The sequence below is a fragment of the Bradyrhizobium centrolobii genome (assembly GCF_001641635.1).
Lineage (GTDB): Bacteria > Pseudomonadota > Alphaproteobacteria > Rhizobiales > Xanthobacteraceae > Bradyrhizobium > Bradyrhizobium centrolobii.
This window is the reverse complement of record NZ_LUUB01000022.1, coordinates 175,116-197,196: the sequence shown is the minus strand read 5'-3', so window position 1 is coordinate 197,196 and position 22,081 is coordinate 175,116. Positions and strand designations below refer to the sequence as shown.

Sequence of the window (22,081 nt, the reverse complement as noted above, 5' to 3'; positions counted from 1 at the left end):
CGCGTGCGGGGAGAGGCCGGAATTTGCGGAGCAAATCCCGGGTGAGGGGAGCTTCAACGAGTCCAACTAGAGGTGCGTTCGTCTCTCGCGCCTAAAACATTCCGCTTACCGCGAGCGCCTTGCAGACGTGCTGCATCTCGGTTTCGTCGGCGACCATGTCGAGCATGATCGTGGTCAGGCCTTTGCTCGCGAATTCCTTGAGCTTCGCGCCGATCTCGGCGTAGCTGCCGACGAGATAGGGACAGTCGGCCTGGAAGGTCAGGAACGGCAACAGCCAGTAGCCGTTCTCCTGGAGCTCGCCGCTCCGGCCGTCATAGAGGTGCCGCTTCCAAACGGAGTCGGTGTTCTCCATGGTGAGCGAGAGCAGCTCGCGATCGTCGGGATTGTCGCGGAAACGTGTCTTCGCCGCCTGGCGCGCCGCCTCGCGGCTCTCGCGCGCGAAGATGCCGAAATTCATTCCGGGCGCGTTGAGGCCGCGGTCGAGATCGGGCGGCAGCATCTGCATCTTGATGCAGCCGGTCTCCTTCGCCACGCGCAGCGCCGCCTCGGACTGGCCTGCGATCAAAAATTCCGGCATCAGGTCCGTCGGCAGGCGCGGACGGAGCTGCAAATGGCTCGCGCGATAGAACCGGCCGTCGAAATTGACCGGGCGCGGGCTTGCCAGGAGCTGGCGCATCAGCGCGACGAATTCGCCGAGCCTGACGTAGCGATCGCCGTGTGACTGGTCGTCGCCCAGCCCCTGCAAATCGCTGACTGCAGTCCCCGTGATCATGTTGAGATAGATTTTGCGGCCATGGAGCTGCGCGAACGACGAGACGAATTTGGCCGCCGTGAACGGATGCATGTAGATAGGATTGACGGCGATCAGGGGCGAGCTTCGGGTCGTCTCTGCGATGACGTGCTGGGCCATCGCCCAGGGCTCGACGAACACGTCATTGCCTTCGAACAGCAGGATGCCCTCGAAGCCGTTGCGGTCGGCGAACTGCGCCACCCGCATCAATTCACCGACATAACTTTTGGGATCGCGATTGCGCGAAATCGCCGGAAAGACGCGAAGCCGCCGGCCGGTCACTCGGCCGCTTCCTGGAGCGGCCAGGCGTGACGGCTGATCGGAAGACCACCGGCCGCACGGGAGCCGTCGGCGATCGCCAGGCGATGCGAGGGCGATGGCGAGCTCAGCGAGAAGCACCAGCCATGGGGATCGTCGGCGATATCGGGCTTGAAGCTGATCTCGATGGCCTTTTGCGACACCTGCATCGCGAAACCGTCGAGCGGCAGGTTGAGCCCGAAACCCCTGGCCTTCAGATAGGCCTCCTTCAAGGTCCAATAGTCGAAGAAGCGCTGGATGGCATCGGGCTCCGGCAATCCGCGCAACGTCTCGACCTCTTCCGGCGCGAAGAAGCGCAGCGCCGTGGACAGCGGCGCGACGCGCCGCGACACGGTCTCGACGTCGACGCCGACGGCCTCGTGTCGAGATACGACACAGGCGACGCAGCCGTCGGCATGGGACAGGCTGAAATGCAGGGCGGTCGAGGTGGCAGGTGCTGCGACAAAGGGCCGCCCGTAGCGGCCGGTGGAGAAGGACCAATCGGAGGGGGCGACATTGGGCGCGACGTGCGACAGCGCCAGGCGCAACATGGCGTGCGCAAAAATGTATTGCCGCCGATGCCGCTCGAACATGAAGCGCTCGGCACGCGCTCGTTCGTCGACCGAGAGCAAGCGCCGGCAGGCATCGACCGCGCCCGGCGTATCGATGCTCTCGATCAGTCCGACAAACAGTTCAATTCCGTCGTTCGCCATCAATTGGGCCCTTCGCGTCGGGCGGAGGCCAATCCCCAGGCCGCGACGCAAGAATCAACTGAGAAAGAATCAACTGAGCGGACCGCTCTTAGCGGTCCACCCGGGCAAATTCTTGTCGATTTGCAGGCCGGTTTACAGGCGCAAGCTTGTGCGAGCCCCTCAACTCGACAGGCGAGCGGCCCATGGCCGAAAAGTAAGGTCCGAAGATTCGTGCCGCGTCCCAGCCGACGAGCCTTATTTCTTCTTCTTGGCCTTCTTCTTGGCCGCTCCCAGCATCGAAAGGCTGGCGTCGACGTCCTTCAGCGCGGCCTGAAGCTTCTTCCTCTCGTCCTTCAGCAGCCTTTGCAGCGACTTGCGGTCCTTGTCGCTCAGCGAGGTGCCCTTGGTAAATTTGATGAAACCCATAACGCACTCCCCCGGTTTGAAAATAATAGTCTAAATCAAAAACGCGGGAATAATGTTGCGCGGTAGCGCCAAATAATCAAGATGCAACTTGAGCATTCACAGCTTTGGCGGGTGAACGGTTTTTTCGCTCCGGAGGAGGCGGGATATTTGTCAGGCCGCCCTGCGACTGAGCAATCGGCTGAGCGGCGTGTTGGGTTGCGCCACGGCCACCGTCAGCAGCGCGACGAGATCCTCCATCCATTCGCCGACCATCCGACCGTCGAGCAGCTCGCCCTTGTAGTTGCATGACCCGGTGATGCCGGTCGGCCGCTCCTTCAGCATCAGTGACAGAAAGGTCTGGTCGATCGGCAGCACCGGCTGGCCCTCGCGCGCGATGTTTCCGATCGATCGCACCGCGATATCGGGCAGATCGAGCGGCCGACGCAGCGGATTCTGCAGCGTGAAATAGACCTGGATCAGCTCGGCCGGATTGATTCCCTTCTGCTGCAGATGGTCGGCCAGGATGTTGAACGGCAGCTCCTGCCGCGCATGCGCATCAAGCACGCTCTGGCGTATCAGCGCGAAAGCCTGTGCGAACGACAGCTCCGGCGCGATTCGGGTGCGAATGATCACCGTGTTCTCGAACGGGCCGACGATCCCGTCGGTGTCCGGCTGGGTGCGGTTCGCCATGGCGGTGGCGATCGAGATGTCGGTGCGCCCGGTCCGCGCCTGCAGCAGCGCCTTCAATCCCGTGAGGAGAACCATGAACAGCGTGCCGTTCTGCTGGCCGGCAAACGCGGTGAGCCGGGCGATCAGCTCGCGCTCCAGGCTGACCGGATGGTGACTTGTCGACACGCCTGGGCTTGCCTCGTCATCGAAGACGGGAGCTGCGTCGCGCAGATGCTCCACCCAATCGGCGGCCGCCCGGCGCGCCGCATCAGTGCCGCACCACCAGCGCTGCCAGCGCGCGAAGTCGGAGAACGCGAGCGGCAATTTCGGCAGCGAACCGGATGGCCGTCCGGACCGCGCGGCATAGCGGGTCGACAATTCCTCGAACAGCACACCGATCGACCAGCCGTCGGCAATCGCATGATGCAGCGTCAGCAGCAGCACGTGATCATCGGCCTCCAGTCTCAACAGCCGCGCCCGCAGCAGCGGCGCTCGCGTCGTGTCGATCGGGGTAACAGCCTCCTGCTCGGCCAGCAGCTTGATTTTCCTGAGCTGGAGCGTCTTGAGGCGCCTGTCGTTCGCTCGCCGCCCATTGCCGATGGCTTCGACCGCGAGCACAGAACCGAGCGTGCCGGCGGCGGCGATGCGGCTGACGGGCTCATCGCCGTTCCAGCCGAACGTTGTCCGCAGTGATTCGTGCCGGCTGACCATGTCGTCCAGCGCATGCGACAGGGCGGCCACATCAAGCGAACCCTGGAGACGGAATGCGAAGGGCAGGTTGAACAGCGGCAGGTCGGGCAGGTTCTGCTCGATCCGCATCATCTGGTCCTGTGCGATCGACAGCGTGGGAAGGCTGCTTTCGGCGAATCGGGGGACGCTTGCGGCGGGCTTGCGCGGCTTCGTCGCCACGGCCTCATCGACGCGCCGGGCGAGCTCTTCGACCGTCGGCGCCTCGAAGATCGTCTTGATCGGCAGCGACACGCCGATCGCGCGGGCCACGCGCGCCATGGCTTGGCCCGCCAGCAGCGAATGGCCGCCGAGATCGAAGAAATTGTCGGTGACCCCAAGGCTCTCGACCTTCAGCAGGTCGATCCAGATGTCGGACAGGACCTTTTCAGTGAAGCGGCGCGCCGGCACGGCGGTATCCGTCGGGGAGGGCTCCTCTTGCGCCGGCCCGAGCAAGGCGGACCGGTCGATCTTGCCATGGGCGTTGAGCGGCACCTGCTCCAGGAACAGGAACGCCGAGGGGACGGCATGGCGCGGCAGCCGGCCTTTCAGGAAGTTGCGCAGCTCATTGGCGCTGATCTGATAGCCCGCACCGGCGACGATATGGGCGATCAGCCTGACATCGCCGCTTCCGTCACGGCGGGGCTCGACGATGCCGGCGCGCACAGCCGGATGTTCGGCGAGCGTGTTCTCGACCTCCTTGAGCTCGATGCGATAGCCGCGAAGCTTGACCTGGTGGTCGGCGCGGCCGAGGCATTCGATCGTCCCGTCGGCTCGGCGCCGGGCGAGATCGCCGGTTCTGTACAGCCGCGCGCCGGCCTGGCGCGCGAACGGATCGGGCAGGAAGCGTTGCCTGCTCTGCGCAGGATCGTTGATGTAACCGCGGCTGACGCCGGCGCCGCCGATGCACAGCTCGCCGACGACGCCGACCGGTTGCGGCTCGAGGTTCGCATCGAGCACGTAGAGTTGGGTGTTGGGCAGCGGTGCGCCGACCGGGACGTTGGTCGTCGCCGCCGCCGGCGCCCTGGTCAGACGATGCAGCGAGACGTCGTCGGAGCATTCCGACGCGCCATAGGCGTTGACCAGTGGCACCTTGGGACAGTGGGCGAACCAGGCACGGCAGAGATCGATGGGCAGCGGTTCGCCGGTCGAAATCAGCAGCCGCAGTTTCGAGAAGGCGCCAAGAATGGGGGCTTCGTCCATCCGTTCGAGGATGATGCGCAAGAGCGAGGGAACGATCTCGAGTACCGTAATCCGCTCGCGCTCGATCTCCCGCGCGAGCAGGATCGGATCCTGCACGATCTCGCTATCGCAGACATGGACGCGCGCGCCGACCATCGGGCCGGCCAGGAATTGCCAGACCGAGATCACAAAACTCTGCGGCGCGGTCTGTGCGATGACGTCCCGCGCCGAGAGGCCGAGCTCGGAAATGAGCGACGCCAGATGGTTCGACAATCCCCGCTGCTCGATCATGACGCCCTTCGGGGTACCTGAGGAGCCGGACGTGTAGATGAGATAGGCAAGGCTTGCGGCAGCGCGTCGCGCTGCGCGGGCCGGCTTGGTCGATCCGAGCGTGATTGCGTCTTCGAGCTCAGCCACCCGGATTCGCTCGACCAGCGGCTCGAGCAGCGCTTCGACCATCGCAGACTGCGCCCGCGCCGTCAGCAGCACGCGGGCGCAGCTCGATCCGAGGATGGTTGCGAGGCGAGCCGGCGGCTGGCCGGGCTCGAGGTTCAGGAACGCCGCGCCCACCCGCTGCACGGCGATCATGGCGGCGAGCAGGTCCGGACCGCGGCGCGCAAGCAGCGCGACGACCGTCTCGGCGCCGACGCCCTCACGCGCCAGCCGGCGCGCGATCGCCTGGCTCCGGCGGGCCAGTTCGCGAAAACTCAGGGATACGCGTCCGTCGGACACGGCCACGGCGTTTGGCGTTCGCTTGGCTTGCCGGTCGAAGCGTTCGCACAGGTTGCCTCGGCCCACGAAATTGGCTGGCACGCCGTTGCCGATGGCCAGCAATTTCCGGCGCTCTGCCGCCGTCAGGAACGGCAGGCGCGAGACGCGCTGCTCCGGATTGGCGATGGCGGCCTTGAGCAGGGTTTTCAACTGCGCGGCCATCTCTTCGATCGTCACCGCGTCGAACAAATCGGTCGCGTATTCGAAGAAGCCCGTGAAGCGGCCGTCGGCCTCGACCAGTTCGAGCGTGATGTCGAAGCGCGCAACCTTTGGGTCGACCTCCAGCCGGCGGGTCGACAGGCCGGGGAAGCGCGCAGCCTCGATCGAGGCGTTCTGGAGGATGAACATGATCCGGAACAGTGGATTGCCATCAGTCCTTCGCGCGATCTGCAACGCCCGCAGCACCTCCTCGATCGGAAGGTCCTGGTTGCGGTAGGCATCCAACGTGACCTGGCGAACGCGCCGCAGGAGTTCGCCGAAAGTCGGGTCGCCGCCAAAATCGTTGCGCAGAATGAGCGTGTTGGCGAACAGACCGATCAAGCGCTCGCTCTCGATCTGGTTGCGGTTCGCGATCAGCGAGCCGGTCGCCACGTCCTCATGTCCGGTGCGGCGGAACAACAGGCACTGCAAGACCGCGAGCAGGGTCATGAAGGGCGTGACGCCCTGGTCCTGGCTGAGCGATCTCAGATCGGCCGAGAGGCTCTTTGAGAATTCGAGATAATGGCGGGCGCCGTGACCGCTCCAGACCTGCGGCCGCGGCCGGTCGGTCCGCAGCGGCAGCGTGGTGACGCCATCGAGCTGGGTCCGCCAATAGTCGAGCTGCTCCTTCGCCGCCGGCGTCTGTCCCCAGCTTTGCTGCCAGAGCGCAAAGTCGCGATACCTAAAGGTTGGTGCGGGCAGCGCAGCCACGTTCTTCTTGCGTGCGGCGGAATAATGCGCGGCAAGCTCCTCCCAGAACAGCCGCTGCGACCAGCCGTCGGTGACGAGGTGATGGATGTTGACCACCAGCGCGTGGCTGGTCCTGTCGAATGAGAGCAGCGTAACCTTGAGCGGCGGCTCGCGCGCGAGATCGAATGGATATTGCGCGAGCTTGAGCGCCTCGCGCCGGACCGTTGCGATCCGTTTGTCTTTCGGGCAAAGCCTGAGCTTTATCCGTTCGAAGTGCGGCGCCGATCGGACCGCCCGCTGCACCGGTTCGCCGCGCTGTTCGACGAAGACCGAGCGCAGCACGTCGTGGCGCTCGCAGATCGCTGCGATACTCGCTTCAAGCGCTGCGACGTCGATCTGGCCCGTGAGCAGCGCCACCTCGACGACATTATAATTGTAGCGCGTCGGATCGAACCGCGACAGCAGGTACATCCGCTGCTGCTGGAACGACAGCGGCGCATGGTCATCAGCGGCGTGTTGCCATGTCGGCAGCGTCACCTCGCGGCGGCTCGCGGCGGTCTGGAGCCGGGCCGCAAGCGCCGCCACCGTGGCGCAATCGAAGATGTCCTCGAACGAGAAATCGACGTCGAAGCGCTCGCGCAGGCGAGAGCGCATCTGCGTCACCGCGAGCGAGTCCGCTCCGAGCGCAAAGACGTCCTGGTCGATGCCAACTTGCGGAAGCTCGAGGAGACCGGCCCAGATCTCCGCAAGCTGGGTCTCCAGCGCGTTGCGCGGTAGCTGCGTCTCGCCGCCGTCGGCGGCCGTCGCAATCAGCCCGGCCAGCGCGTTGCGCTTGACCTTGCCGCTCGCGCCCTTCGGCAGCGCCGCCACGCTGCGGATCAGGCTCGGCACCTTGTAGGCGGCGAGCCGCTTTCGCGTGAACTGGCGAAGCTGGTCGGATGTTGTATTGGACTCAGGTCGCAGCACCACGACGGCCGCGACGTTCTCGCCGAGCTTTGGGTGCGGAACTGCGAAGACGCCGGCCTCCAGCACGGCCGGATGGCTCAAGAGGACCTCTTCCACCTCGAGCGGCGAGACCTTCTGTCCGCCGCGGTTGATGACGTCCTTGATGCGGCCGACGATGAAGAGATAGCCGTCGGCATCGAGATAGCCGAGATCGCCGGTCCGAAACCAGCCATTGCGGAATGCGGACCGGGTGGCCGCTTCGTCATTGTAATAGCCGCGGGTGATGTTCTCACCCCGCAGCATGATCTCGCCATGCACGCCGCTCGCGCATGCGCGGCCAGCCTCGTCCATGATCGCGATCTCAGGGCCCGCGGCGCGGCCGACCGAGCCGACCTTGCGCAGCTCGAACGGATTGGCCGCGATCTGCGAGGCCGCCTCGGTCATACCGTAGGTCTCGAGCACGGGAACGCCGAAGGTCGCCTCCAGCCCTTCGAGGATCGCGGGCGCGAGCGAGGCCGAGGCCGAGCGGATCACGCGCAGCGATGACGACCGGGCGCGGTCCGGATCCTGCTCGGCGGCCGTCAGCAGTGCGCGATGGATGGTCGGTACCGCCGTGTACCAGGTCGGCTGCAGCGTCCGCATCCAGCCGAAGAAGGACGCTGCGTCGAAGCCGCTGGTGCAGATCACGCTCGATCCTGCGGCCAAGGCGGTCAGGAGGCCCGAGATCAACCCATGCGCATGAAACAGCGGCAGGACGTTGAGCAAGCGGTCGTGGGCGGTGAGCGACAGCACGCGGCCGGCGTTATAGGCGGACAGGCACACGTTGCGATGCGTCAGCGGCACCATTTTCGGCCGCGCCGCCGTGCCTGAGGTCAGCAGGATGAACGCGTCGTCGTCGGCGCGCGAGACGCCGTTGGTGCTGACCGGACCGATGCTCGGGCCAGTGAATTCGCCGCCGCCGAGATTGTCCTGCGGCCCCGGCACGAAATCGATCACCGCGATGCCGAGCGCCTTTGCCACATCGCGGCTCGGCGAGTTCATGTCGGATCGCGTGACGAGCGCCGTGAGCTTCAATTCGCTGAAATAGCGTTGCAACTCGTCCGCTGTCAGATCGGGATTGACGGGAATGCAGGCGCAGGCCGCCGCGACCGCGATCATTGCCAGTGCGCCGTCGGCGCCGCGCGGCAGCGCAACCGCGATGCGGTCGGCAGGCGCAACGCCAAGACCGCGCAGCGTGCGGACCAGATGCCGGGTCCAGACCCCGAGTTCGCCGTGGTTGAGGGGCGGCCGGCCGGGTGCGAGAAGGGCGGGCGCTGCCGGCGTCTTCCGTGCATAGAATTCCAGAAAGTCGCCGACACAGGCAAAGGCCGTCGTTTCGCCCGTGCCTATCGGTCCCGTTACGGATGTAATGTCCGACAACGCCATTCCTTTTTGGTCTGATTGGGCTATTCTTCCAAGAACTTAGGGAACGCGTCCAGTCTGAGGTGAAGTTTAGGCCCCAAAATCTGTGGTTGAGGGACCTTAAGCGCTTCGACGGAGTGATGGTCGGGCAGAATCACCATGCTGGAGACAGAGCCGGGCACGAGAACGGAAGGCGCCTTGAAGCGCTGGCTCGAAGGCGTTGGTCTCGGCCACTACAACGATCTTTTCGTGCAGCACCGCCTCGATCTCGACGTCATGGCTGACCTGACCGAGGCCGATCTGGTCGAGCTTGGACTGCCGCTCGGCGACCGTAAGCGGCTCCAGCGGGCCAAGGCGGCGCTATTCCAGGCCGAAACGGCGGAGAAGCCGGCCGCGGCGTCGCGTCCCCAGGCCCGAACGGAAGCCGGTGCCGAACGGCGTCAGCTCACCACCATGTTCTGTGACATGGTGGATTCAACCTCGCTCTCGGTCCAGTTCGATCCGGAAGACGTGCGCGACATGATCGCGAGCTTTCGCGAAACCTGCGTCCGCGTAGTGAAGCACTATGAAGGTTTTGCGGCCCGCTTTGTCGGCGACGGTATCCTGGTCTATTTCGGCTATCCGACTGCGCATGAGGATGATGCCGAGCGCGCGGTGCGCGCCGGGCTCGAGATCGTACGGGTGCTGTCGACCGCGCGCGCGATCGAGCCGCGTGGCGCACTCAGCCACGCGCCCGCCGTCCGCATCGGAATCGCGACCGGCCTCGTCGTGGTCGGCGATCTCGTTGGCCAGGGCACCGAAGAGCGCGACTCCGCGGTCGGAGAAACCGTCAATCTCGCCGCGCGGCTGCAAGGTTTGGCGCCGCCGAACGGAGTCGTGATCTCCTCGTCGACGCAGTCGCTGATCAAGGGAAAATTCGACTACCGCAATCTCGGCGTCCATGCGCTGAAGGGTATCTCGGAGAAAGCCCAGGCCTGGCACGTGGTGCGCGCGTCGCGGGTGGAAACCCGTTTTGCCGCCGCCATGGGCACGCGGCTGACCCCGCTCGTCAATCGCGAGGAGGAGATCGCGCTTCTGACCGGCCGCTGGCAGCAGGCCAAGGAGGGCGACGGCCAGGTCGTCGTCAAGTTCGGCGAGCCCGGCATCGGCAAGTCGCGCATCGTGCAGGAAATCTTCGAGCGCATTGCGGGCGACCGGCACGGACACGTCTCGTTCCAGTGCTCGCCCTATCATACGTCGACGGCGTTCTATCCCTTCATCGAGCAGCTCAAATTCTCCCTCGGCCTCGACCGTGAGGACGCGTCCGCCGCGACGGTGGCGAACCTGGAGACGGCGATCGCCGCCGCCCATGGCGATGTCGAGCAGGTGACGCCGCTGCTCGCCGCACTGCTTTCGATTCCGACGGGGGACCGCTATCCGTCGCTCGATCTGTCGCCACAGCAGCAGAAGGACGCAACCGTCGCGGCGCTGGTCAATCATCTCCTGGGGCTCGCGCGCGACATGCCGCTGGTGATTGCCCTCGAGGACCTGCACTGGATCGATCCGACCTCCCGCGAGGTCGTCGATCTTCTCGTCGACCGCGCGCAGAACCGCCCGATCCTCGTCATCATCACGGCGCGCTCCGAATTCCAGCCGAGCTGGAACGCGCATTCGCACATCACCACCCTGGTGCTGAACCGCCTGAGCCGCCAGTTGCGCGCGACCATGGTCGAGCGCGTCGCCGGCCGCGAGCTTCCCAAGGAAGTCGTCGAGGAGATCATCGTCAAGACCGACGGCGTGCCGCTGTTCCTCGAGGAGCTGACCAAGACCGTTCTCGAATCCAACGTGCTGACGGAACGGCACGGCCGCTACGTGCTGTCGGGCCCGTGGCGCCAGCTCGCGATCCCGGCGACGCTGACGGACTCGCTGATGGCGCGCCTCGACCGGATGGGGCCGTTCAAGCGGATCGCGCAGATCGGAGCCACCATCGGCCGTGAGTTCTCCTACGAGACGCTTCACGCGGTTGCCAACACCCCGGCGGAGCAGATCGAGGCGGCGCTCAATCATCTGGAAGGGGCGGGGCTGATCGTGCGCCGCGGCCATCCGCCGGATGCGCTCTATTCCTTCAAGCACGTGATGATCCAGAATGCCGCGCATGCGAGCCTGCTGCACAGCGAACGGCGCAAGCTGCATTCCCGGATCGCACAGGTGCTCGCCGAGATGTATCCGGAGAAGACCGACCGCGAGCCGGAGCTCCTCGCCCATCATCTGACCGAGTCCGGCCAGAGCGAGGGCGCGGCGAGCTTCTGGCTCAAGGCCGGCAAGCAGGCGGCCAAGAGCGGCGCCAATCTGGAGGCGATCGGCCATCTGCGCCGCGGTCTCGGCGTGGTCCAGGCCAATCCACGCATGCAGGGCGCCGACGAGATCGAGCTCGAGCTGCGCATCGCGCTCGGCAACGCGCTGATCGCGGCCAAGGGCTATGCCGTGCAGGAGGTCGAGGAGAATTACACCCGCGCGCTCGAGCTTGGCCAGCAGCTCGACGACGAGGAGAAGGCCTTCGCCGCCACCCGCGGGCTCTGGGTGTGCCATTTCATCCGCGCCGACCTCACCCGCGCGCATGATCTCAGCGTCGAGCTGCTGAAGTTCGCCAAGCGCGAACGGCTGAACGAGCGGGCGCAGCCGGCGCAGCAGACCGGCTATCTCATCGAGGCGCATCGCGCCATCGCGATGACCATGCTCTATCGCGGCCGCTTTGCCGCCTCGCAGCATCATCTGCACCGCTGCATCAACCTCTACAGCCCCGACCTGCACTCCGACCTGATGGAGCGGCACGGCACCGATCCAGGTGTCGTCTCGCTGTCCTATCTCGGCTACCTCCTGTGGTTCCTCGGCCGTCCCGATGCGGCGCGCCAGCACAGCGAGCAGGCGATCGCGAATGCGGAGAAGATCCGCCATCCCTTCACACTCGCCTTCGCGCTCGTGTTCGGCGCCTATCTCTGCCAGCACTTGCGCGACGTCGAGGGCACTCGCGACCACGCCAACCGCGCCATGATCATCGCGACCGAGCACAATTTTCTGCACTGGAAGCAGCAGGCGGCGATCCTGCGCGGCTGGGCGCTGACCCAGCTCGGCGAAACCGACGAAGGTCTGAGCCAGATGCGCTTCGGCCTCGACGAGTATGAGGCGATGGATTCCTGGCTCGCGGGCTGCTGGTTCAGGTGCTTGCTCGCGGAGGCCTACGCCAAGGTCGGCCTGCGTGAGGCGGCCTTGCGCGCTCTCGACGGCGCGCTCGCGACCGCAAGACGGACGGGCGATCACTCCTATCTCGCCGAGGTCTATCGCCTGCAGGGCGAGATCACCCTGTCGGACGGCAACCCGGCGTCGGTGCAGGAGGCAGAGGATCTGTTCGGCCTGTCGCTGGAGACCGCGCGCAAGCAGGGCGCATTGTCCTGGGAGCTTCGAACCGCCGTCAGCCTCGCGCGCCTGTCGCAGGATGCCGGCCGGCGCGAGCATGCAAGCCTTCTGCTCGCGCCGATCGTCGGCAGGTTCAGCGAAGGTTTCCTCACGCCGGACCTCAAGCTGGCGATGCAGCTCATGAACGAGCTCGGCGCGGACGTACCCACTGACCGTCACCGGGTCGATCCGGTGCGATGAGCGATCTGGCGGCCGCGCGCGCGCGTTACGTCGAGCTGATTGCGAAGCGCGAGCGGATTTCATCGCCGCGCCTGCTCGACGCGCTAGCGACTGTGCCGCGCGAGGACTTTCTGCAGGGCGGCCCGTGGCGCATCAAGAGCGAGGCGGCGCGGAGCTATCGCCTGACGCCGGACGCCGACCCCGTTCATCTCTATGGCAACGTGCTGGTCGCGATCGATGCGCGCCGCAGGCTCGACACTGGATTGCCGAGCCTGTGGGCGCATTTCATCGATGTGCTCGATGTCAGGCCGAAGCAGCGCGTGGTGCAGGTCGGGTGCGGGCTCGGCTATTTCTCGGCGGTGCTGTCGAAGATGGTGGGCCCGAAAGGCGAGGTGCGTGCGATCGAGTGCGACGAGCGTCTGGCGCGGCGCGCCGCCTTATACCTCGCGCGGTATCGCAATGTCGATGTCGTCCACGGCGATGGCTGTGCGGACATCGGCAGTCCGGCCGACGTGATCATCGTGCATGCCGGCTTCTCGCATCCGCAACCGCTCTGGCTTCAGTCGCTCCGTCCGCGCGGCCGTCTTCTTGTGCCGCTCACGCAGCGGGACCGCGAAGGCGCCGCCATCAGGATCACGCGCAAGGGCAGGGGCTTCGAGGCCGAGGCAGTCCAGCAGATTCGGATCTTTCCCGGCCAGGGCCGCGGCACGACCGCACTCGACGACCGTGTCGCCGACTGGTGGGAGCGGGCATCCTCGCTGGCGCCGCTGCGCTTTCGCAGCCTCGCGCAGGGGCTGCCGTCGGAATAGCCTTTGTTTCGCTTTACCTTGATTTGGAATGTCAGTTCCCAGCCTCTCGCCGGGCGAGTATGGGTGGGCCTCGATGGCCATTTGAGCGCGCCTTATGCATTCCGTTGCACTGCTGACCGCCAGCTATGCCAAGGATATCGATCGCTTTTCGCTGCTCAGCGAGAGCATCGACACCTGGGTGACGGGATACACGCGGCATTATGTTCTCGTTAACGATGAAGACGTTCCGCTGTTCGAACGGTTCGGCTCCGACAAGCGTGTCATCGTTCCGGCCTCGCGCTATTTGCCGAAATGGCTCTGGGCGCTGCCGCCGGTTCTCCAGCTCAGCAACCGTCGGGTCTGGCTGTCGCTGCTCTCTTCGCCGGTGCATGGCTGGCACATCCAGCAGATCCTGAAGATCGCCGGCGTTCTCAACGCGCCCGAGCAGCGCGTCTGCATTTTGGATTCCGACAATCTGTTCTTCCGCGAGTTCGACATCGACCGGTATGCCGGCGCTGAGAAGACGCCGCTCTTCGTCACTTGTAAGGCGATCGGCGCCAACCATCCGCTGCATGGCCTCTGGCTCCGCACCATCGATCAGCTTCTCGGCGTGAAGGAGCGGTCCTTCCCGGCGGATGACTATGTCGGAAACGCGCTGGTCTGGGACAGGGATACCGTTCGCGCCATGACCGCCGCCATCAAGTCGGCGACGGGAACGAATTGGGTTCTGGCGCTGTGCCGGAGGAAGAAGTTCTCCGAATACCTGCTTTATGGCAACTTCGTCGCGAACTCGCCGGAATACCTGGCGAAGCATCAGGTCACCGAAGACAGCATCGCCGTGTCGCACTGGGACGACACCCGCCTCGATCGCCAGGCCATTGAAGCGATGATGCGCGCCGCCTCGCCCGAACAGGTCGCGCTCTGCATCCAGTCCTATTCGTCGACTTCGATTGACGACATCCGCGACGTGTTCCGGCTGCACTCGCGCGACCGGCGTGGCCCGAGCCTGTCTCCCGATGACATGCAAGACACAGCCGAATTCGAGACACCGAAGGCGCATTAGGAGCGTGACTCTCACCTCTCCCGTAGGGAGAGGTGATATCTTATCCAAGATGCGATCCGGGTGAGGGGTTACAGTTTCACTGAATGCTGCGGCCCCTCACCCGGATTGCACTGGACGATGCTTCGCATCGTCAGGCGCAATCCGGCCTCTCCCCCCGCTGGGGAGAGGTGAAAGCAGTGCGATCCGGCTCAGACGTCCTTCGTGAACTTGCTGATGACGTCCATGAATGGTTTTGGCTTGAACTCGCCGTCGAGCGGCAAGGGCCGGTTCGGCTGCTTGTCCAAGCGGGCGAAGGTGCCGTTGATCCAGCTGTAGCGATCAGAAATCCCCCAGGTCAGGATCGAGCGCACCGGGCCGCTGGTCGAGATTGCGGTCAGGAGATCATCGACACGCTTGGCGACGATGGCGTCGCGCTCGGCCGGATTGGCCGTCAGCTTCTGGTCGTCGACGTCGAGCTCGGTGACGAGCACTTCCAGGCCCCAGGACCTGAGCTCGGTGACGAATTCGGCAAGCCCGTGCGTGTCGATCTCGAGCTCCGCATGCAGATGCGACTGCAGCCCCACGGCGTGAAGCGGCACGCCCTGGTCGAGCAGATCCATGATGAGGTTGCGGAAGGCGGCGCGCTTGGCGAGGAAAGAGTCCTTGGCCGACTCGATGTCGTATTCGTTGATCGCGAGCTTCACATAGGGATCGGCTGCGGCCGCCGTGCGGAAGGCCAGCGGAATCCAGCGGTCGCCGAGATGCTGCGACCAGAACGACTCCCGCCTGTCGGTGGGCTTCTTCGGATTGTCCGGGATTGGCTCGTTGACGACATCCCACGACGTCAGCTTGTCCTTGTAGTAGGAGACGACGGTCGCGATGTGATCGACGAAGGCGCGTTCGACGCCCTTTGCGTCCTTGATCTGCTTGGTCCAGTCCGGAATGTCATGATACCAAGCGAGCGCATGTCCGCGCATCGTCAGATCGTTCTGCCTGGCAAAATCCAGGATCGCATCGGCGCGTTCGAAGGCGAAGGTATGCGCGTCCGGCCGCAGCATCGGCCATTTCAGCTCGAGCACCGGCACCACCTGCGTGCAATAGGTGCTGATCGCTTCGCCGAGCCGGGGATCGGCCTGCAAATCCCACAGCGTGGCCGCAGCACCATAGCCCGGGCGACGGTTGGCAAGCTTGGATGCCGGAGCGGCGAGCGCGGATGCGCCCGCCGCGAGTGTTGCGGCGCTGCCAAGAAGAAATTCGCGTCTGCCGAGTTTGATCACGTGGCGATGTTCCCTTTCGGAACCAACATGACATCGTACCAACCGATCACAGGCGACGCCGGCGTTTCCTGCGGTTGGGTTAACTTTTCGGCCGCCGCTGCATGAGGCTTTCAGCGATCTCGTTCCTCGACGGGATGCCCGCTCGCGGCAAGATGTGTGCGGATCTGCTCGACCAGCTCGACCGCGTGGCGTTCGCGCTGCCATTGCACCTTGTCATAGAGCAACACGTCGGTGGTCTTTTGCTCGGCCGATGACGGCCTCCACGCGTCCGTGTCGATGCCGATCGGCCAGACCTCGACCTTGGGCCGGTCGAAGCACATGGCGGTCGCTGGGAAACCAGCGGTCGTCTCTTTCCTCGGAGGGCAAATTTAACGCTAACGCGCGAAATAGGCCGGCCCGGCTCCTTCGCGGACCGAATTGCATCATTATGAGGGTATCTTTGCGGATGCTGCGATGCAGTCCGATTGCCACACCAAGGTCCAACCGTTTAACGACCCGTTAATCCGCAAGGCCGCCAACGGTCCCGTGCTCGCATGCTGAACCGCCATTTCTCGATTTACCTCGCGGCCTACGTGCTGCCCGCCGCGGTCGGCTTCTTCGCGATCACCGCGTATACGCGGCTCCTGAGCCCGGCCGAGTACGGCGTCTATGTCGTCGGTATCAGCATCGCCAGCATCCTGGGCGCGATCTTCTTTGCCTGGATCAAATTGTCGGTGTCCCGCTATCAGGCGATGTCGGCGGAAGTGGATTTTCGCGGCACGGCGATGGTCGGCTTTGCGCTGACGGTTGCCGCGCTCTGCGCCACGGCGCCGCTCGTCCTCCTGTTCCGCAGCGACGTCAGCGTCGAGCTGCTGCTGGCCAGCATGTTCGTCGCGATCATGGCGAATGCGGTCGACGTCGGCCAGGAATTCGAGCGCGCCAAATTGCGCCCCTACCGGTTCGCCGCCATCGCGATCGTGCGCAGCGTCTCGAGCGTCGGCTTTGGCCTCCTCGGCATCTGGCTCGGCTGGGGCGGCATGGGCCTGCTCGCGGCGTTCGGCCTGGGCTCGCTGACCGGCATCATCCTCAATCTCGCCGGTGACCGCACCAAGATCGCGCGCTTTCAGCGCTCCCAGTTTGTGCAACTGGCCCGTTACGGCCTGCCGCTGACGCTCGCCGGCCTCTCGGTCGCGCTCTATTCCACCTGTGACCGGCTCATCGTCGCCTACCTGCTCGGCAAGGACGCCGCCGGCATCTTTGGCGTCGCCGCCGACCTGCCGCGCCAGTTCATGGTCATGATCGCCTCCAGCGTCGCCGCGGCAACCGTGCCGCTGGTGTTCCGCTCTCTGTCGGAGAAGAGCGATGCGGCAACCCGCGAGCGGCTGACCGAGAGCCTCGAGCTGCTGCTCGTCGTCGTCGCACCCGTTGCCGTCTGGCTCGCGCTGGCGGCAGACCAGGTCGCAGGCACGCTCGTTGGCGTCGATTTCCGCGCCGGCGTATCGGCGCTGCTGCCGATGCTGGTGCTTGCCCGCTTCTTCGGCATCGCCAACCAGTTCTATGTGCAGATCAGCTTCCAGCTGGCCGAGCGGCCCTTCATGCTGGCGGCGCAATCCTTCCTCACGCTGGTCGTGAGCGTGCTGCTGATGTTCGCGCTGGTCGCGGGCTACGGCCTCTATGGCGCCGCGCTCGCGACATTCGCGACCGAGGCGATCGGCTTCCTCGTCGCGGTCGTGCTGATGCACCGCGCCTTTCCGGCACCGTTCGATCTCAACCGGCTCGCCGGCGTCGCCGCATCTGCGGCGGCGATGGCCGCCGCTATCATGCTTGCACGAACGCAAGTCGCCGGCACCGGCCTCGTGTCGCTCATCATCGTGAGCGCCGCGGGTGGCTTCGCTTATGCCGCCACGGCGTGGCTCCTCAACGTCGCCAACGTGCGGACGCTGTCGCTGCGCTTCCTGCGGACCTTCAATCGGAAGGCGCTGGGCGTCTAGCTGCGGATGCGCTTACGCGAGATCCCCGAGGATCCGCGCCAGCTCCTCGGGCCGGTTGTTTGCGACCATGTGATTGGTGGCGATCTCGTGGTAGCGCCAGGCCGGCGAGTCCTTTGCATGCCGGGCGGAGAACGCGTCGTTGCCGATGTCGTTTTCGGGCGCCTGCGTCGCCTTGATGTAGGTCCTGGTGAATGGAAATGATTCCAGCGGCCGTGACAGGAAGACAGGCTCCGTGAAGCAGCCCTGCGGATGCGTGGTCCGTCGTGCGGCCATCCACTCTCCTTCCGCAGGATCGTCGTAGTCGCGCGCTGGACCCGTCACCAGCCAATCCTGACCAAGCTCGATTTTGCTGCGGGCCGCGCGACCGAGATGCGACCAGACCGACTCTCCATTGCTCGGGACAAACGCGTCCAGATAGACGAGATGTGCAACGCGCTCGGCGATGTGCTCCAGCGCGCCGGTGACGACAAAGCCGCCGTAGGAGAAGCCGACCAGAACGATCCGGTCCAGATCCTCGTACAGCACGTGGTTGACGACATCGCGGATGTGCGTGCCGAGGCCGACCTGCGGGCTGGAGAGGTGAATGCGCTCGCCGACACCAGTCAGGCACGGTGTCGACACGTCGTTCTGCTTGGCGCGGAGCAGCCGTCGCACATGTCGAAATCCGTGTGCGCCACCCCAGGCACCGTGAACCAGGACAAATGAAGCCATTCCAATGCTCCTGACGCAAGTCGGCTCGTCGATGAGAACGAGCGGATGCTAGGGCGCATCGATGGGGTGCGCAATCCGGCAAACGATCCTATGATTTCGCCCCGCCGACCTCGCGGATCGGCCGCCTGCCGTCCCAGTTCATCGCGGCCTGCCGGACGTGCTCGAAGAACGGTCCCTTGGTGCCGCTGATGTCGGAGATCTCGATCACGGTGCCCGGATGGGCCTGCGTGTCGAAATACGCAAAGCGCCCCTTGTCGCCGCCGATCTGCCCCTCATGGCCTATCCTGTAGCCGAGCGCGATCGCCTTGTCGTAGAGCGCTTGGTAGTCGTGGCTCCAGTACGACATATGCTGAAGGCCTTCGCGGCCGGAGTCGAGGAACTCCCTGTACATCGACGGGGCGTCGTTGCGCTGCTGGATCAGCTCGATCTGGAGGTCGCCGGAATTGGCGAGCGCGATGCTCATCTCGACGTCGGAGTTTTGGCCGCGATGGCGGAACCAGTCGGTCTTGACGCGGTCCATGTAGTACCAGGGACCGACGCCCATGACGTCGATCCAGTGCTTCATCGCGGCGTGGATGTCCCGCACCACATATCCGTTCTGGCGCACCGCGCCGAAGATGCGGCTCATGCCCGCGCTCCCCTCTGCTCGCCTGCGACGCTCACTTGACCTCGATCCCGGCGTCCTTGGCAACCTGTTTCCACGCCGCGATGTCGCGCGCGTTGATGTCGCGCTGCTCCGCACCGGCGACGAATTGCGGCGTGATGCCGAGCGTGAACAGCTTCTCCCTGACCTCGGTATCGCCAAGCGCCTCCTTCAGCGCTGCCGAGAGCTTGCTTGCGATCGGCTCGGCAAGGCCGGCGGGTGCGTACATTGCCCAGGCGAGGCTGCGGTCGAACGCCACGCCTTGCTCCTTGTAGCTTGCAACGTCCGGCAGGCTCGGCGAGCGTTCGCCGCAGGCCGCCAGCGCCTTGATCGAGCCGTCCTTCACCAGCGGCGTTGCGGTGGCCATGTCCAGCATCGCGAGCGAGATGTGGCCGCCGAGCAGGTCGCCGGCGAGCTTGGCGGTGCCGTTGAACGGCACGTGCCCCATCTTGATGCCGGTCTGCTGCGTCAGGATCTCGGCGCAGAACTGTCCGGTCGAACCGACGCCCCAGCTGCCGTACTGGATCGGCTCGCCTTTCTTCGCGAGTGCGATCAGGCCCTTGACGTCATTTGCGGCGAAATCCTTGGTCGCGACCAGCATGATCGAGGAGGTGCCGATGCGCCCGATCGTCGTAAAGTCCTTGATCGGATCATAGGGTAGTTTTGGATAGATCGCCGGCGCCAGCACATGCGTGGTCATGCCGCCGATGGTGATGGTGTAGCCGTCGGGCGGAGAGGTCGCGACCATCTGTGTGCCGAGCGTGCCGGCCGCACCGGTGTGGTTCTCGATATAGATGCTCTCGCCGAGCGACTTGCCCATCTTGTCCGCGAGCAGCCGGCCGATCACGTCGCCACCACCGCCGGCCGCGAAGGGCAGCAGCATCCTGATCTTGTGCGTGGGGTAGGCCGAAGGATCCTCGGCCCGTGCCGGCAGTGCCGCCGACAGTAATGCGAGCAATGAGAGCGTGACCGTGCGCAACATCATGATGGCTTCCCCTAATCCTCGAAACGAAATCGATACGCGTCGCCGTGCCTGATCACGCGCCCCGCGGTCGGCGCGGGAAAATGGCCGGCGAGCAGATAGCTCGGCGTATCCGCGAGTTCTTCCAGCAGCGCGAGCCGCGTCGCGATGGCTGCGGCCGGATCGACATCGGCCGCGTTCGACAGCCGCGGCGCGGCGCACTGGATCGGATGGTGAATGACGTCGCCCGACATCACCGCGTGATCGTGGCCGCCGTTGAGATGGATCTGCATGTTGCCGGCGGTGTGGCCCGGGGCCGGCGCGAAGCGCAAGGTGGCATCGCGATCGTCGAACAGGCGATGATCGGTCTCGACCAGCTCGGCGAGGCCGGCCGCAACCACCGGCAGCACCGAATCCTCGAACGAGCCGTGGTTCACCGGGCCCTTAGGCGCGGCGTTGTGCGCGGCCTCCCAGTGCCGATACTCTTCGCGGCCCATCAGATAGCGCGCGTTGGGGAAGGTCGGCACCCAGCGGCCGTCGATGAGGCGCGTGTTCCAGCCGACGTGATCGACATGCAGATGCGTGCACATCACGAAGTCGACCTGCTCGGGCTTGACACCCAGCGCCTGCATGTTTTCGAGATAAGGCTGGTTGAGATCGTTCCACGCCGGCACGCGCGGCCGCTTCTTGTGATTGCCGCAGCAAGTGTCGACGATGGCGGTCCAGCGTGGCGTCCGCACGAGGTAGGAGTGGTGGCTCAGGATGAAGCGGCCGGTGTCCGGCTCGATATAGCGGTGATCGAGCCAGCTCCGGTTCTCCGCGATCACCTCGTCGGTGACGTTGGCGAACAGCCAGGTCTTGTCGAAGGCGAGCGCGGGGATCTCGCTGACGAGATCGACCCGCATGCTGCCGATCCGCACCTGCCGCATCGGTCAGTTCTTCAGGAGTTCGCCGAACGGCACCCAGCGCGTGCCGTCGAAGCGGATGAGCTGGAGGCTCGTCATCGGCGTGTAGCGCTCGGGCGAATTGTTCACCGCGGTGCCGTTGATCAGCATCGGCAGGTGCACGTCCTTCAGGTTAGTCGCCTGCTTCATCACATTGGCGCGGGTGAGGTCGTTGCCGGCCGCTGTCAGCACCGTCACCAGCGTCTGCGCAATGGTGTAGCCATAGACATTGAGCCAGTCGTTCTTATTGGTGTCAGGCTGGTACTTGTCCATGAAGGCGACCCACTCCTTGTAGCCGGCATCGTCCTTCAGCGCCGGATCGGTCGCGTCCTTCAGATACTGGCTGGAGATGACGCCGGTGGAATTGTCCTTGCCGGCCGGCTCCAGCACGCCGCTGATCGAGGCCGAGACGTTGGAGATGATGGTCGTCGGCTTCCAGCCGATCTCGCCGATCTTGCGGATCGCTTGGGCCGCGAATTTCGGCGTCGCCGCCACCAGCACCACATCGGCGCCGGCGGTCTTCAGTTGCAGGATCTGGGTGTCGACGGTCGGCGCCGTGGTCTCGTAGGCCGCACGCGCCACGATCGCCTCGCCGCCGCCGAGCCCTTCCTCCAGCGCCTTCAGATAGTCCTTGCCGAGATCGTCGTTCTGGTAGAGCACACCGATCTTCGCATTGGCGTGGCTCGCCTTGATGTACTTGGCATAGGCGATCGCCTCGTCGCGATAGGTCGGTTGCCAGCCGACCGTCCACGGAAAATTCTTCGGATCGTCCCACTTCGCTGCACCCGACCCTAAGAAGAGCTGCGGCACCTTGCGGTCGTTGAGATATTTGTGCACGGCGCTGTTGGTCGGCGTGCCGACGCCGCCGAAGATCAGCAGCACTTCCTCGCTCTCGACCAGCCGCCGCGTCTGCTCGACCGTCTTCGGCGGGCTGTAGGCATCATCGGCGATGATCATCTGGATGCGCCGCCCGTTGACGCCGCCGTCGTCGTTCACTTTCCGGAAATACGCCTCCGCCGATTTCGCGATCTGCGCGAAAGCCGACACGGGGCCGCTCAGCGGCGCGGTCGTGCCGATCTTGATGGTCTTGTCGTCGGCGCCGGGATCGTATTTTGCGGGACCTGAGCTCTGGGCCTGGGCGGTGCTTGCTGCGAGCATCGACAGCAGGATGCAGGCCGCGCGCAGGCGAAGGCGGGCGAAGCGCGCCATGACGTCGTCTCCCCAAATTTGCTCTCCGCCTCTTTGGGGGCGGAGTTGAAACGCGAGAACAGCGCCCGCAGCGATCTTGCAGGCCACGATCGCCGTCGCCAAATTGGCAAACGAACGCTCGTTCGTCCGGTTGACTATCGAACGATCGTTCGTTAGTC

General features: G+C 65.0%; 15 protein-coding genes. 4 read left to right on the top strand and 11 right to left on the bottom strand.

Annotated elements, in window-relative coordinates:
- Window positions 1-91 precede the first annotated feature (91 nt).
- The 4 genes from AYJ54_RS03700 to AYJ54_RS03690 form a co-directional block, all read right to left on the bottom strand.
- Window positions 92-1,072: an LLM class flavin-dependent oxidoreductase gene (locus AYJ54_RS03700; protein WP_063696556.1), complete on the bottom strand. Its 981-nt coding sequence runs from the start codon at window positions 1,070-1,072 to the stop codon at window positions 92-94.
- Window positions 1,069-1,800, bottom strand: a complete 732-nt coding sequence (locus tag AYJ54_RS03695; RefSeq protein ID WP_063696554.1) for a 4'-phosphopantetheinyl transferase family protein — start codon at window positions 1,798-1,800, stop codon at window positions 1,069-1,071. Before AYJ54_RS03695 ends, AYJ54_RS03700 begins: the two co-directional genes overlap by 4 nt.
- A 234-nt stretch (window positions 1,801-2,034) precedes the next feature.
- A complete protein-coding gene (locus AYJ54_RS51110) occupies window positions 2,035-2,205 on the bottom strand; it encodes a hypothetical protein (RefSeq protein WP_201724120.1) in 171 nt (56 codons plus the stop codon).
- Between the two features lie 150 nt (window positions 2,206-2,355).
- On the bottom strand, window positions 2,356-8,790 hold the full coding sequence (locus AYJ54_RS03690) for a non-ribosomal peptide synthetase (RefSeq protein WP_063696552.1): 6,435 nt from the start codon (window positions 8,788-8,790) through the stop codon (window positions 2,356-2,358).
- A 135-nt stretch (window positions 8,791-8,925) separates the two neighbouring features.
- On the opposite strand from AYJ54_RS03690, the gene AYJ54_RS03685 reads away from it, so the two are divergent.
- The 3 genes from AYJ54_RS03685 to AYJ54_RS03675 all read left to right on the top strand — a co-directional run bounded on the left by AYJ54_RS03685 (window position 8,926) and on the right by AYJ54_RS03675 (window position 14,229).
- Window positions 8,926-12,399 (top strand): ATP-binding protein, encoded by a 3,474-nt coding sequence (locus tag AYJ54_RS03685; RefSeq protein ID WP_063696550.1) that lies wholly within the window; start codon window positions 8,926-8,928, stop codon window positions 12,397-12,399.
- Complete coding sequence (locus AYJ54_RS03680; RefSeq protein WP_063696548.1) at window positions 12,396-13,187, top strand: protein-L-isoaspartate O-methyltransferase family protein; 792 nt, start codon at window positions 12,396-12,398, stop codon at window positions 13,185-13,187. The genes AYJ54_RS03685 and AYJ54_RS03680 overlap by 4 nt, the downstream gene beginning before the upstream one ends.
- 94 nt (window positions 13,188-13,281) lie before the next feature.
- Window positions 13,282-14,229, top strand: a complete 948-nt coding sequence (locus AYJ54_RS03675; RefSeq protein WP_063696546.1) for a DUF6492 family protein — start codon at window positions 13,282-13,284, stop codon at window positions 14,227-14,229.
- 188 nt (window positions 14,230-14,417) lie between these two features.
- Here the strand turns inward: AYJ54_RS03675 and AYJ54_RS03670 are convergent, their stop codons facing one another.
- On the bottom strand, window positions 14,418-15,485 hold the full coding sequence (locus AYJ54_RS03670; protein ID WP_082905462.1) for an endo-1,4-beta-xylanase: 1,068 nt from the start codon (window positions 15,483-15,485) through the stop codon (window positions 14,418-14,420).
- Between the two features lie 110 nt (window positions 15,486-15,595).
- Complete coding sequence (locus AYJ54_RS03665) at window positions 15,596-15,805, bottom strand: hypothetical protein (RefSeq protein ID WP_063696544.1); 210 nt, start codon at window positions 15,803-15,805, stop codon at window positions 15,596-15,598.
- A gap of 213 nt (window positions 15,806-16,018) precedes the next feature.
- On the opposite strand from AYJ54_RS03665, the gene AYJ54_RS03660 reads away from it, so the two are divergent.
- On the top strand, window positions 16,019-17,455 hold the full coding sequence (locus AYJ54_RS03660; RefSeq protein WP_063696543.1) for an oligosaccharide flippase family protein: 1,437 nt from the start codon (window positions 16,019-16,021) through the stop codon (window positions 17,453-17,455).
- A 12-nt stretch (window positions 17,456-17,467) separates the two neighbouring features.
- Here AYJ54_RS03660 and AYJ54_RS03655 read toward each other — a convergent pair whose 3' ends face one another.
- From AYJ54_RS03655 to AYJ54_RS03635, 5 genes are all read right to left on the bottom strand, one after another.
- The gene (locus AYJ54_RS03655; RefSeq protein WP_063696536.1) at window positions 17,468-18,166 is read right to left on the bottom strand and encodes an alpha/beta hydrolase; all 699 of its coding nucleotides are present in this window, start codon (window positions 18,164-18,166) and stop codon (window positions 17,468-17,470) included.
- A gap of 88 nt (window positions 18,167-18,254) precedes the next feature.
- Window positions 18,255-18,794: a VOC family protein gene (locus AYJ54_RS03650; RefSeq protein WP_063696534.1), complete on the bottom strand. Its 540-nt coding sequence runs from the start codon at window positions 18,792-18,794 to the stop codon at window positions 18,255-18,257.
- A 31-nt stretch (window positions 18,795-18,825) separates the two neighbouring features.
- Window positions 18,826-19,794, bottom strand: a complete 969-nt coding sequence (locus AYJ54_RS03645) for a Bug family tripartite tricarboxylate transporter substrate binding protein (RefSeq protein WP_063696532.1) — start codon at window positions 19,792-19,794, stop codon at window positions 18,826-18,828.
- A gap of 11 nt (window positions 19,795-19,805) precedes the next feature.
- Entirely contained in the window at window positions 19,806-20,699 is an 894-nt protein-coding gene (locus tag AYJ54_RS03640; protein ID WP_063696530.1) for an MBL fold metallo-hydrolase, read from the bottom strand.
- Window positions 20,700-20,702: 3 nt separating this feature from the next.
- The gene (locus AYJ54_RS03635; protein ID WP_063696528.1) at window positions 20,703-21,923 is read right to left on the bottom strand and encodes an ABC transporter substrate-binding protein; all 1,221 of its coding nucleotides are present in this window, start codon (window positions 21,921-21,923) and stop codon (window positions 20,703-20,705) included.
- Window positions 21,924-22,081 lie beyond the last annotated feature (158 nt).